Annotated in this window: 11 protein-coding genes; 2 read left to right on the plus strand and 9 right to left on the minus strand. The window is 44.0% G+C overall.

Going from position 1 to position 12,940, the window contains the following annotated elements:
• The first annotated feature begins 85 nt into the window (after window positions 1–85).
• Window positions 86–592 (plus strand): DDE-type integrase/transposase/recombinase, encoded by a 507-nt coding sequence (locus tag AOT11_RS02060; RefSeq protein WP_017420286.1) that lies wholly within the window; start codon window positions 86–88, stop codon window positions 590–592.
• 59 nt (window positions 593–651) lie between these two features.
• Window positions 652–1,829 (plus strand): IS3 family transposase gene (locus tag AOT11_RS02065; protein ID WP_086016732.1). Its coding sequence is split into 2 segments (ribosomal slippage): window positions 652–910 and window positions 910–1,829, totalling 1,179 coding nucleotides; the frame shifts between segments, so codons are not numbered across the junction.
• Between the two features lie 3 nt (window positions 1,830–1,832).
• On the opposite strand, the gene AOT11_RS02070 is transcribed toward AOT11_RS02065, so the two are convergent.
• The 9 genes from AOT11_RS02070 to AOT11_RS02110 all read right to left on the minus strand — a co-directional run bounded on the left by AOT11_RS02070 (window position 1,833) and on the right by AOT11_RS02110 (window position 12,819).
• Window positions 1,833–3,548, minus strand: coding sequence for a type I-F CRISPR-associated protein Csy2 (locus tag AOT11_RS02070; RefSeq protein WP_017420289.1), 1,716 nt, complete (start codon window positions 3,546–3,548; stop codon window positions 1,833–1,835).
• A gap of 2 nt (window positions 3,549–3,550) precedes the next feature.
• Window positions 3,551–4,762, minus strand: coding sequence for a TniQ family protein (locus tag AOT11_RS02075; protein ID WP_017420290.1), 1,212 nt, complete (start codon window positions 4,760–4,762; stop codon window positions 3,551–3,553).
• Window positions 4,763–4,846: 84 nt separating this feature from the next.
• Window positions 4,847–5,074: a hypothetical protein gene (locus AOT11_RS02080; RefSeq protein ID WP_017420291.1), complete on the minus strand. Its 228-nt coding sequence runs from the start codon at window positions 5,072–5,074 to the stop codon at window positions 4,847–4,849.
• Window positions 5,075–5,089: 15 nt separating this feature from the next.
• Entirely contained in the window at window positions 5,090–6,946 is a 1,857-nt protein-coding gene (locus AOT11_RS02085; protein ID WP_223848416.1) for a hypothetical protein, read from the minus strand.
• 125 nt (window positions 6,947–7,071) lie between these two features.
• Entirely contained in the window at window positions 7,072–8,064 is a 993-nt protein-coding gene (locus AOT11_RS02090; RefSeq protein WP_017420293.1) for a PDDEXK family nuclease, read from the minus strand.
• A gap of 165 nt (window positions 8,065–8,229) precedes the next feature.
• On the minus strand, window positions 8,230–8,709 hold the full coding sequence (locus tag AOT11_RS02095) for a hypothetical protein (RefSeq protein WP_000205487.1): 480 nt from the start codon (window positions 8,707–8,709) through the stop codon (window positions 8,230–8,232).
• A complete protein-coding gene (locus AOT11_RS02100) occupies window positions 8,706–9,416 on the minus strand; it encodes a DUF3800 domain-containing protein (RefSeq protein WP_001290352.1) in 711 nt (236 codons plus the stop codon). Before AOT11_RS02100 ends, AOT11_RS02095 begins: the two co-directional genes overlap by 4 nt.
• Before the next feature lie 167 nt (window positions 9,417–9,583).
• Window positions 9,584–11,329 carry a restriction endonuclease subunit S gene (locus AOT11_RS02105; RefSeq protein ID WP_017420294.1) on the minus strand — a complete coding sequence of 582 codons (1,746 nt, stop codon included), beginning with the start codon at window positions 11,327–11,329 and terminating at the stop codon, window positions 9,584–9,586.
• Window positions 11,329–12,819, minus strand: coding sequence for an N-6 DNA methylase (locus AOT11_RS02110; RefSeq protein ID WP_017420295.1), 1,491 nt, complete (start codon window positions 12,817–12,819; stop codon window positions 11,329–11,331). The genes AOT11_RS02105 and AOT11_RS02110 overlap by 1 nt, the downstream gene beginning before the upstream one ends.
• Window positions 12,820–12,940 lie beyond the last annotated feature (121 nt).

A 12,940-nucleotide genomic window follows, 5' to 3' on the forward strand; every position in this document is an offset into this window, starting at 1 on the left:
AAAGACAAAGGCTTGTTCCACCGTTGGGTTATCAATACGAACGTTCCAGCGTTGGACACGGAACTCTGCCGAAATCACAAGTGATATGCGTCAGCATCCTCGGCAGCACGAGCCTCATAATAAGCTATCAGAAGCCGAAAGGCAGCAGATATTAGATATCTGCAATACACCAGAGTATGCCGATTTACCTCCGAATATCATCGTTCCAATGTTGGCTGATGAAGGCATTTACATTGCCTCAGAGTCCACATTTTATCGTGTATTAAAAGCAAACAACCAGCTAGGTAAGCGAACTCGTAACCAAGCTGGCACAAGTCCTTCTCGACCAAAGGTTCAAAAAGCCTGCAAACCAAATCAGGTATGGAGCTGGGATATCAGTTATCTGCCATCGAAAATACGAGGGAAGCACTATTACCTCTATTTGATAATGGATATCTTCAGTAGAAAAGTAGTAGGTGCAGAAGTGTATGCTCAGGAGCTAGGCGAATATGCAGCGGAGTTACTCCAAAGAACAACATGGCGGGAAAAGTGTGTGCAAGGCAACATTACTTTGCACTCTGACAACGGTGCTCCTATGAGCGTAGTGGCATAGTGAATTTGGTCACTTAGTTAGAGGTGATATCATCACCTCATAAGTTAACAGGTGACACTATGACAAAACGTACAAGACGACTATTTAGCGCAGAATTTAAGTTAGAAGCAGCGCAGTTAGTCCTAGACCAAAACTACTCAGTGACTGAAGCAGCCCAAGCTATGAATGTGGGCAAGTCCACGATGGATAAATGGGTTCGCCAGCTCAGAGAAGAGCGCCAAGGAAAAACACCTAAAGCTTCACCGATGACCCCTGAACAAATAGAAATTCGGGAATTAAAAAAGAAGTTGGCTCGCCTTGAAGAGCATAATGATATATTAAAAAAAGCCACGGCTCTGTTGATGTCGGACTCACTGAACAATTCTTGATAATCAAGAAACTCAAGCAGAGCTACAGCATAAAAACCTTATGCGAAGTCTTCAATGTTCATCGAAGTAGTTATCACTATTGGCTTAAACGCCCAACGGTAATTAATGCTGAAACAGTAAAATTGCGCAGCTTGGTCAGTGAGGCTCATGCCGCAAGCAATGGCTCTGCGGGAGCGAGAACCATTGCAGATATAGTCACAAATCAGGGGGTAAATCTGAGCCGATACCGAGCGACAAAGCTTATGAGAACGCTTGGGTTAGTGAGTTGCCAAGTACCAAGACATCGTTACCGAAAAGCTTCACAAGAACATATTGAAGTTCCAAATCACTTAGGTCGTCAGTTTGCGATTACTGCGCCAAATGAAGTCTGGGCTGGCGATGTTACGTATATTTGGACAGGTAATCGGTGGATGTATTTAGCGGTTGTTATCGATCTTTTTGCCCGCAAAGTGATTGGCTGGTCGATGTCGTTATCACCTGATTCTAGGCTAACAGGCAAAGCTCTTTCGATGGCTTATGAGTCTCGTGGTAAGCCTAAAGGTGTCATGTTCCACAGCGATCAAGGTAGTCACTATACCAGTCGTAAATACCGCCAATTACTGTGGCGTTTTCAAATAAAACAGAGTTTATCTCGCAGAGGAAACTGTTGGGATAATGCACCGATGGAGCGCTTCTTTAGAAGTCTGAAAACGGAATGGGTGCCAACTGTGGGTTATCGTAGCTTCGCTGAGGCTCAACAAGAGATCACTCGCTACATCATTGGATATTACTGCCAACTCAGGCCACATCAGTATAACGGTGGTCTAACTCCCAATGAGTCAGAACGATTATATTGGGAAAACTCTAAAACCGTGGCCAATTTTAGTTGACCACTACAATAGCTGTGGTTGGTATAATGCCCCTCCGGCGAAAGCAACGGGAAGCGCCGTTTTAAGCGCCGATCTAAAATCTGAAATTCGGCTTTCACTATGAACTCTGATAACTAAGTCTATTTCTAGGTCCGACAATCGTTCACTGCGAATGGTTGGTCGTTTCGCATTAGAAACCGTTCTAGCTTTGGCGACTGAGTTTGGTTCTGTCAGCTTCGCTGTTGATTGAATATTCTCGTTTCGAACATAAAAAGCGAAACTCAAAAACTCAACTGGGGAATCATTGTTAACCAATTGATTAAATTGCCTTTGATAATCGTGCATGAATCCCCAAATGGCCGTCAAAGACGGCACACCACACAAACAAGGGTTACTCATCGCTGCCGCATCTTGCACTCTCATTGACGACAGGTAGATATATTGCTCCCCCGTATGCGTATCTTGATTGTTAATTGGCTTACTAAGTTGCTCAAGCACCCATGTCACTTGTGCTTTAGCTACCTGCATCAGTTTGGGATGATAAGCAAACTTGGCTGAATACATATTATTTTGAAACGTGAGATGTAAGCGTCGGTTAAACTCACTAGCCAAAGAGCCAAGCTCCAATTCTGGTAACGACAAAAAGGCTTGAGCTAAGGTGTCGTCATGCTCTAGTTGTTGCTGATTGGGTTCAGATTCAGCGATATCTCTTAACTCAATGAGTGGAAGCATCCATAAGGCTATTTGCTTTCGTAAAATCTTACTCCTAACCTGACGAGCTCTTTCTCTTTGCCGCTGTGTTTTAGATGGCTCAGACCCAATTAGGCGATTTAGTACCTGACAAATTTTGGCGTTAGTTACCTGATAGTCATCAAAGTAATGACCACTCTTTTGACGGTTTTCCGTTAACGTCCCACCCTTGGTCTGTTTAACGCCTAGCGGGTAATTTAGGACTCTCATATGCCCACCCAAACTGCCACACAGGTTCCCAATACTGGCAGAGTTAGGCAGTGACGAAGAGACAAAACTGAACTTGTTTTCTGGACTTCGCGCTCTTATTTCTAGTTTGCACTGAAGAGCATGACTCACAACGGGGGTGATCGAAACATAATCATCACCCCATGGAAACCGTAATTGCTTACTGTAAGTACTAACACTGTCGGGAAAACTATTCTCAGGAAGCTGTTCTTCAATTGCACGTTGTAAGCGAGCAAGTGACTTCACATCCAAGCCAAATTCTGTAAGCAGATCAAGCCAAACTGGATTTTTCTGCTGAATAAGCGAAAGAACACACACTGGCTGTGATTGCCATTTAAAAGGATTCAGTAACCACAATGTGTGACGATAGACAGCAGAGTTATGAGCCCACCCCAATCGCTGAGCCAATACTGCACTTGAAATAAACTCCTCGGCTGTAGAAAGAGGTCGCGCAATTATCCGTTGGTCCTTAACACGACAGTCTGGAAACTTTAGGTTATGTGTGTGGAACCACTGGATTTCAGCAAGAGAGGCATCTAAGTTTTCAGAATCTTTTAAATACCTTTGAGCTCGGGCTACATCCAACCAATCCAAGCATCTATCCGCTTGATGGCTTGAACTGAGATTAAGCAAAATCGTCAACGTTTCTTGTTCATACCCATCAACACAAACGTCTTCTGTATAGGGCATGAACATCTTTTTTAGAGCCGTTTGTTTTATTGCTTCGTCTTCAATTGCTAGTAGATCACTTAATTTCGTCATAATTACCACTCAGGTAGATACACGCTTAAACCGTCATTTTCAGAGCACATGCGAGTCAGCTTTGTTTCGATGACACTTCTTAGGGTGAACGCCGATTCATGACTGGCAATTTTGGTATGCATCCGCGGCCTAATCGCTGCTTTAATCTCACCAAACTCATACAACCGATACACCTCATCCGTTGTGCAAGAAAGCAATGTAGACACTTCTAAGGGGCTCAACAGCACATCGCCTACATTCCCTTTGCTGCTTGAAGTTAGTGTTGCCATTAACTTTGTAAAGTAGGCTAACACTTGCGTGAGCACGCTATTACGCTCTAACTGCCTACTTGGTAACTGGCGACAATCTTTAAGCAAAGCGCCAAAAACTTCATTGAAAAACGTCTTTTTCCAATCTTTGATTCGAATGAGATCGGCTTTGTTTACCAACTCATCAAGTTCTTCCCTCAGCACTCTTGGCCAACAAGAGCAATACTCAACAAATGATTCAAAACTGATATTCTCAATATCACCGTAACGATTAACGTACCATAGTAAAAAACCATAGCGCTCAGAGAGCGTCATTTCTGCCTTCAGTAATCCCAAAGGTCTTGAGTCATTTCCTGACAACCATCTTGCAACCAGTAGCGCAGCCACTGGCGCATCTGCTACCGGTGAGTTGCGGAGTTCAAAACCGCATTCGCATTGGCTAATACTCTCGGTGGTTTGGTATTCCAGTCTCGATTGGCACTCGGGGCAATGATGAACCAGTTTACAGCCATGATGTTCACAGGCTTGGTGAGAGATAAATTGCCACTGCTGGCGAATGTATGGAGCCTCACTAATGCATAAGGGACAAATAGGTGTGAAGCGTTTACCAAGAAAAACGAAAGGATAATCAGAACCCAACCGATGAACGGCTTTGTATTCGGGAGAAAATTGAGCTTTTGAATGTGACAACGCAAGGCGAAGTGTTCCAAAGTTATTGAGTTTTAATTGGTTCTCAAGATGGATAAGCACTCGCACCCGCATTTGGCTTGTGGTTTGGGCGTGATAAATATTGATTCGGTTGAGCTCTAAGGGGAAAGCACCAGCAATCGCCTCATGCTGCTCCATAGTGTCGAACCAAATGTCTTCGGCGAAATGAGAAAATCGCTCGTAACCTTGCTCTTGCGATAAACGCAACAAGAAGCTTTCGAGCGATTCGTCAGAGTAATGTTGAATGTCCGTTTTCACATGCGACCACTAAAACTTAGAATTTCTAAGTTTTAGTATTGCCGTTAATCCCAATAATTCAAATTCTATGAAGCCAAATTGTGACTAGAAATCAATTCCAGGTTTACCACCTTGGCATTTAGGGCACTTTCGTTGAAATACGTCGGTACCATTTGAACCATAAACTGCACCACAGCCAATTTCAAGACATTCTAGCTTATACGATACTTGGCAATGGTCATTACCAGCAACACCTCTAGTGCCATGGTTTTTCTGATTATTACGATTAATGAAACCAACTTCGGTTGTTTTTGTTGTACCGCTTTTAAACATCAAAACTAACTCCTACTACATCCATCCTGAGCCACCACATTTCCAGCAACCGCCATTGATACCACCATCACCACGGCAATTACTGCAAGTGGTAAAGCCCGTTTTGTAAGAGCTTTGAGTTACTGATTTCTTAATAGACCCTAATCCTAAAATAGGACTTTTCGATGTGTGAATAACCTTGCCAGCTCCCGTTTTTCTCTTCATTCTAGATTGTGGTCTTATCTCTTTAATTTGAGTTGGTGACTCACGCTTTCGAAATGCATCAAATCGTTTTAGCCACTCTTTTGCTTCCTGACTAGATGAAAACTCGCTCAGCTTTACATCTGCCTTCGATGACAAAATCCACTTACCACCCAGTTCGTAAAGGTGAACTTTACTAACGCCTAACAACGACTTATCTACAAATTCAAACGTTATATCACTGAGTTCAGAGCGAAGCTTTCTTAGTTCGACTTGATGTTTCTCAGTAACAAAAATTTTATGTTTTTTATTAGCTAGCGTGATTTTCAAATCTTTTTGAAAGGATGAACCGAGAGCTTCTAACAATTGAACTTCTTTATCATTTGCATGTTGATACATCGCACGATGGTTTGGACAAAACAGCAGGTCGGAAAAACTACTTTTCTTAGCGTGGCTATGAACCGAAATTTCTTCGAAATAATACTCTCCAGTACCTAATTTAAACGGTAAAGCTGATTGGCAGATCTGACAGCAGAGTTCATTGGCATCATTTATATACTGCTCGACCAAAAACTCTCGTGAAGATGCATATACTTTTTCATTTTCAAACGCCTCTGTTATCTGAAGTTTTTCGATCTCTTCATTCGGTAGCGCTGATTTAGGCCAAACCCATACAAATTTGTGTTGGAGATAGTATTTCTCTTTCAGCCATGCTAAATCTTGTTCCCATTCACGAATGGCAACAGACATATTATTCTTCTTTCTCTTCGCATTTCGAACAAAAGCAGCTATTGCCTCTGCTAATTTCTTCAGCCTTTCTGAGCTTTTGGGGGCACCCCACTCGGCGACATACTTGCGGCTATCGACAAACGGTAAACGTTTTGAATAAACGTTACTCAATAGCTCTTGCCTCTGTTTAAGCCCCAAGCCATTAATTCCAACGCAATAACCTACCGCAGATAACATACCTACTTTAGGCCAGTTAGATTCAGGCATGCTCTCATCTGCTTCATAAGCGACGGTCGAAGGCCATCGGAACGTTTCTAGCTTAGGAGTCGCCGCAGATGACACTACTGGTTCTACTTTAGTCTTTTCTGATATTTCGAAACTAGACGGTACTTTAACCTCTACATCTAATTTAGGATTTTGAACCGTTGATTGAATTAAGACATTAGTTAACACAACAGCTTCAAGTTCTGGTTCATGTATGGCTGTCTCTACAGGGACTGTCTCTTTTGGCACAGCTACAACTTTATTCGCCTTAACCTGAGCCCATGTAGGCCATGGAGTCACTTGTTTTTTAGAAGCTGGCTTTAAAGCCATTTTGTGTACTCTTTGGGGGGAGGGAGATACATCAGGCGATTTAACGACGCTTGTAGGGACAATCTTCGGCGCTTTTTTAACTATACTCTGTGAGCGTTCTTTACGTTCACGATTCTTCTCTTTCTTTGTTTTTTTCTGTTCACTAACGAGTTTAGTTGAAACAGTTTTCGATTTATTAGAACGCTTCAAATCTCTCCAAAGCAACTCCAATTGGATTTCTTTGAACTGTTCATTAGTTCTAGCATCATCTAATACTGTGCGAATCTTCTCAACCATGCGCTCGGCATCTGATTTGCTTGAATATTCATAAACAGAAAAATCATAAATAAACTGGTTTTTTGAACGAGATGGTGTTGGTAACGAACTCATGGAAGCGAATAACCTCGAAGAAAAAGCATTAAAATCAGAGCACTCTATCAATAAGCATTAGATTGCACATTGCTATTAATCAATTAATACTAGTAAAAAGGGAGCTAATCGCTCCCTCTACAAATTCAATTTTCTATTCTTTCCGTCGCTATACCATAGCTTTTCATCGCATCTAACAGCCTTGGAATGTTGTCACCCCACTGGTTTGAAATGGCAATAAGCTCACCAGAGGTCAAAGTAATTAAGTCACATTCTGCTGAATGATAACGGCTCATATGCTTGTCAGCGATTTCCTCAAACAAAGCAACGGCACGAGGCAAGTTATAGTCTTTTAACGCATCCTTGATGACAGATAGGCTTTGAGGATTTTCTTGCTCAATCCAATGCGTCAAAACAGCCAGAGCCAACTTACGTTTGTTATAAACTTGGCCATTAAATCGATATTTCGAGTAATCGCGCTGCCCATTTTTACTGGTGCGTTGCTCTGCCTGTTTTTCGCGGAATTTGACTTGATAAGCTTCAACCTCTGGAACAGGGATGATCTGCTCTGCATTAATCAACACATCGTCTTTGTAGCGATATGGCGTAAGACGAACACAACTGATATCAATGCCTTTGTCTCGCAGCCAAAGGACAGATGTTGTCAGCTCTTTGCCAAAGTCAGCAGATGCGAGCACGATTCGCACATCGTTACCGAAATCATCAAGGCTGTTTTCATCTAAATCAACGAACTCAAGAATAGTTTCGCGTGCATTGATTTCCAGCCCTTCCTTGGCGATGTAACGCTCAAAATATTCGCAGGCTTTGTCGAACGTCATGGTAGAGATCATGGCCGCATAGCGAAGCGCTTGAAGCTCCATGTGTGCGCCTATTTCGTCGCGCTTTAGCTCAATCACCACCAAGTTGGCGTTACGGTCAATTGCCAATAAGTCAATACGGCGACGGCTGTCTTCCCAGTCGGAAAACTCCTCAGAGATCACTAGACAATCTGGGGCGATTGCATCAATGCAACCTTTAAGGGCTTCTTGTAAATCCTGCCGCTCTTGCAGCCCTTCGGCTGCAAAGGTGGTTTGGGTTAAAGCGGTTAAGTTTTTGTTTGAGATGTTATAGAGGCTCATCGTTTTTTCTTCGAGAGTTCGCACCAATTAGCACGAATATGATTGACTGTGGAGGGGCTGGTACCTATACTTCGCGTATCTCATCTACCAACTCTTTGCGAGTGTAAGAGTAGAAGGAGTTACGGCTCCGTCCTCATAAGAGGGCGAGGCCAGCCTCTCAAATCGTTACTTATCTTTATACTTTTCCCAGCGCTTATTGTATTTCTTACGCTGATGTTCTCTTTCTATATAGAATGCCGTCCAAGGTAAAATGTACTCTCCGCGATCGTCCAATACCACCAGATAACCTTCTTCCTCACACCAAATGTGTACCCGTTGATTCTTGCCTTTGGGTTCTGTCCATACTTTCAGGCTTTCATGTTGATCATTCTCTATGATGGGTCTTGGCCAACGAATGCGCTCACAGCGCCTAAAATCTGGCACCCTTTCTGTTTCATCATCGCCAGTACTGGTCATATGCCAGAATGTTGCCGATTTCCCGTCGTATTCTGGGTACCTCTTCAGGCCCAATCGTCGCCCCTGAAATTCGGGTTTTGAGTGAACAAAATCAGCTTCGAAGAAAGCGTATATGGCTGCTAAGTACTGTTCCCAATTGTGGTTGTAATCTTCCATCATGACCAAATCTGGGAGCCACGCTGTTGTCATGCAAAGCCTCCTTGTCCAGTCCAGACAAACAGGTTGAACTTGTTCTCTCTTAACAAGGTGTTTTGCGTCAGCTTATAGCCGCTGCGATCCTTGATTCGTTCAATAAGTGCTAATTTAGCCTTGTTGCCGTCAAGTCCACGATGCAAGTAACCTAACGCGCCAATCAGCAAGTCCGCCATTTGAAGCTGCTCGGCCTCATGGGAGTGAATTCGTTGCATCCGCTCGATAATTGACTTTGAAAAATCATAATGACTGTTACACATAACATCATGAAGCCTTTCAATTTTCTCGTGGCCTAGCGTGTCCTTTATATCAATGTATACGCGATATTTTGATTGGGGGTCGAAGATGGTTTTAAGCATGAAAAAGTACATCTTGTAGTACCAGTCATCATGATCTTGGCCGAATCGAGGGTGATCTAAAACCGTTTTGTCGGGCACAACTAATCCGCGGAAGTGGCAATCATCGTCGTCGAAAAAGTAGTCGATGATATCCAGATAAAAAGCCAGCTTGCTGTTGCTGACTTTTGTCCATTTGATCTCAAACTCTGCTTTTAATCCATGCCGGACTTTAATTTCCCGAATTCGCTTGGCGATTTCAGCGCGTTTGGAAAGCGGGCACCAAAGTGCGCCCAATGCCATGACACCAATTCCGTCATTTTCAAGATGACATGATTCGTCGCAGTAGACGTTGTAGATTTCGCTCATCGTTTTTCCAGAGAATAAAATGTGTGCCTTTGAATGCATATAAGGTACCACAAAATGGGCAATGCATCTTCATCAAAAGTACCTAACTTTCTTAATATCAAAGCGTTGAAATGTTTTTATTCGGAAGCTAAAACGGCAGCCTTTGGGCTGCCGTTTGGTGATACAAGTTACAACGCCTGCTCAACAATCGCATCAGTAAGCTGAAGCTGAGTTTGTTGGCTATCGCGAAGGCGTTGTTTTAATTGATCGCAAAGGGACATCATATTATCAACTTTCTGGGTGATTCTTGTACGTTCTTCTTTAGGTGGCAATGGAATTACCATTTCCCCAACATCACTCAAGCGAAAGCTATTTTTAATTCCTCGCTGAGGCGCATCAAATTGCAACTTAGCAAATGGTGATCTCATTAGCTCAGGGAAAAACTTATCTCGGCATTCTGGCATGAACCGAAGTAGACAAGTATGTTGATTTATATACGCTTCTCCAAAGCCCTCTGGAATTCGCCCTAGATTACCAACATCCCCTGTAATAGAAATAAGCAAGTCGTGAGGCTCAAGTTTTGTGCGAGAACCTTCACCATCAATTGGAGGTTTAACATATCGCAAATTATCCATTCGCAAATCGTAACTTCCTCTCGAGAGATTCCCCATCGTTACAAATAAAGCACCTGACTCAGAATAATATTTCGCCCAATCACGGGAACCCGATGTTGTGAACAATGAAATGTCATTAACCCGACACCACTCCCACCCCTTCGGTAGTTCAAACGGCTTTTCATCCTCAGCAATCGGCAGCAGTGCTTTTTGCTTTTTAATTTTCTTCTCTTTCACCAACTGCGCTTTTTCTTCTGCAATACGCTCTAGTAGTATCGCGGCAGGCTCGTCATTCGGATCTTGTGGTACGAGCTTGCCCATCACAGCCAGTTGCAGGATGGTTTGTTTTAACTGGTCGATACTTTGCTCTGTGGTGAACAGGGTATCGAAGTGTTCACTGATGCGTGCCCAGTTCGCCATCAGTTCGGTGGCGTCTTGGCTGTTGGTGAGCGTCGCGAGCAGGGTTTCTACCAATACCTGATGGGCATCAAGGCTGGCTTCGGTTTGCTGCTCCAGTTGATCGCAGAGCGCCATCAGCTCGTCGACCTTGGCGACGATGCGGTGTTGTTCTTCAACTGGAGGAATAGGGCAAATAGTTGATCTCAAATTCGACTGCGTAATTTGGTTGATAGTCGTTGTCGATACGCCTTCAAGATTTTTTCGATAAACAGGAGAGTTTAAAAAAACTTCGATGTAATCATTAATACAGCTACGAAAGATAGCCATAAATGCCCCAAAGGCCATCGGCTCTTTCAACTCACAAATTTGTGCAGTCTTCCCGACAAGAGCCTTGCTTCCGTTCCTAGCACAGATTAGCAAATCACCAATCTCAACCAATACTGAGTCTTTTACTTCTTTCTGGACCCTCACCAAATCTGAAAGGTCAATTTTCCCCCTTTGGATATTTGCAGATCGAAGTACAGGTATCCCAGTTTCTCCCGCATCCTTGGGCGAATAAGTTAAGCCAATATTTGTTTCGCCAACATTACCCAATCTCTCCCAACTCCAACCGGATGGAATATCAAATAGGTAATCATCGTCATCAATTGAAGGCAGCTTTTTTTGCTTTTTGATTTTTCCTTCTTTCACCAACTGCGCTTTTTCAACCGCAATTCGCTCAAGCAACACAGAAGCTGGCTCATCATTTGGATCTTGCGGCACCAACTTACCGCGCACCGCCAATTCTAAAATCAGCTCTCGCAATTTCTTAATGCCGTACAGCTCGCGCTTCTTGCTGCTACCGCGTCCCGAAGCCGATTTCGCCTGTATTGCCGATGTCCAGATGTCGATATGGTCTGTGATCAGTTTTTCCGCAGACATTACTTCACCTCATCCGCAGCTTGAGCTGATGAAGAGAGAGCATTCCCCAGAATGTCTTTCAGTTGGTTGCGTAGCTCGGTGATTTCCTGCTGTTGCGTTTGGTAGCTTGCTAGCAGTTCATCTGGGTCATGGCTGACCACTTCCCCTTGATACGGGTTTTTAATATCTAGGTTGAAGTTACGGGCGATGATCTCATCAATCGAGACTTTCCACGCGTGGTTGTTTTCTACGCGGCTGGCAAAGCCGTCTTCTTCCTTGCCCCACCAGTCGATTTCAGCCTGAAACTCTTCAAACTTCATCGGTTTGGTTTTGCTGTAGTTCTTCACGCCCTCTGGGTATGGGTGCTCGTAGAACCACACTTCTTTGGTTGGTTTGCCTTTGGTGAAGAACAGAATGTTGGTCTTAATGCCCGTGTAAGGGTTAAACACGCCGTTAGGCAGTCGCACAATGGTGTGCAGGTTACATTCTTCGGTCAGCAGCTTTTTGATTTTGGTTTTTACGCCTTCCCCAAACAAAGTGCCATCTGGCAATACCACACCCGCACGGCCATTTGCAGGGTCCAGCACTTCAATAATCAGTTGTAGGAACAAATCCGCCGTTTCACGGGTTTGCATTTCGGCTGGGAAGTTCTTTTCAATCCCGTCTTCTTCGGTACCGCCAAACGGTGGGTTAGTCGCAATCACGTTAATATTGCTGTCCCAGTTAGAAAGCGGCTTATTCAGCGTGTTGTCGTGTTTGATTTGCGACGGCACTTCAATGCCATGCAGCATCATGTTGGTGATACACAGCAGGTGCGGCAGCTGCTTCTTCTCAACGCCGTGGAATTGCTTCTGGAACGTCGCGTACTGCTCGCTGGTTTCAGGTTTATCGCGCTCTTGAATGTGGTTGATGGAGCAGGTTAAGAAGCCGCCCGTACCACATGATGGGTCAAAAACGTTCTCGCCCAATTTTGGATCAAGACGGTCGACGATAAAGCGGGTTACCGCACGTGGGGTATAGAACTCACCAGCATTACCCGCGCTTTGCAGGTCACGCAGGATTTGCTCGTAGATATCACCAAACAGGTGGCGCTCTTTGGTATCGGTAAAGTCGATTTCATTCAGCTTGTTGATCACCTGACGCAGCAAGGTGCCATTTTTCATGTAGTTGTAGGCATCGCTGAACGCTTCTTTCACTACATAACCACGTGGGTTGGTGTCCACCAGTGCTGCCATGTTTTTCAGGTTGTGGAACAGGTCGTCGTTCACAAACTCCAGCAGTTTGTCACCGGTAATGCCTTGTGCGTCTGCCGCCCAGTTGCGCCACAGGTATTTTTCATTGATTGGCGCTTTGTAATCATCCAGCTCGAGCTCTAATTCTTCTTCCTGCGCATCGAAGACTTTGAGGAACAACAACCAGGAAAGTTGCCCAAGGCGCTGTGCATCGCCGTCAACACCCGCGTCTTTACGCATGATGTCTTGAATGGATTTGATTACGGAACTGATAGACATGATTTAACTGCTTTTGAAGTACGAAAATTTGTGCGTATTGTAGCGCATTAACTGTCGTTAATTGAGCAGAAGTTAGCATTAACGAGAGTTAAGTGGCGAGAATACAAGCAACCCCGTACGT

The sequence above is a fragment of the Vibrio vulnificus NBRC 15645 = ATCC 27562 genome (genome assembly GCF_002224265.1).
GTDB classification, from domain to species: Bacteria; Pseudomonadota; Gammaproteobacteria; order Enterobacterales; family Vibrionaceae; genus Vibrio; species Vibrio vulnificus.